Genomic DNA, 256 nt, shown 5'->3' on the forward strand with positions numbered 1-256 from the left:
TTCGTCGGATCGTGAGTGCGATCGCGGGACGGAAGCTCCCGGAGCGACGGCTGGCCATGTTGCTGCTCTCAGTCATCGCCCAGTGCGCCTACTATCGTCAATCTGCGCCGATTATTGAGACGTTGTTTCCAAATTTAATGACGGGTCCGGGGGTTATCGACGAGATCGCCCTGCACATCGCGGCCTTTTCCATCGCGGGCATTCATGCCTGCGGCCAGATGAAATCTTAATATGTCCAAGGTAGCTGAATCTCCGA

1 protein-coding gene is annotated in these 256 nt (G+C 55.9%); it reads left to right on the forward strand.

What is annotated here, in order from left to right; genetic code table 11:
• Positions 1-230: CerR family C-terminal domain-containing protein (locus SAZ04_RS22520; RefSeq protein ID WP_332699927.1), on the forward strand; the 230-nt coding region annotated here is incomplete at its 5' end.
• Between the last annotated feature and the right edge of the window lie 26 nt (positions 231-256).

The sequence above is a fragment of the Halalkalibacter lacteus genome (assembly GCF_036663595.1).
GTDB lineage: Bacteria > Bacillota > Bacilli > Bacillales > Bacillaceae_D > Halalkalibacter > Halalkalibacter lacteus.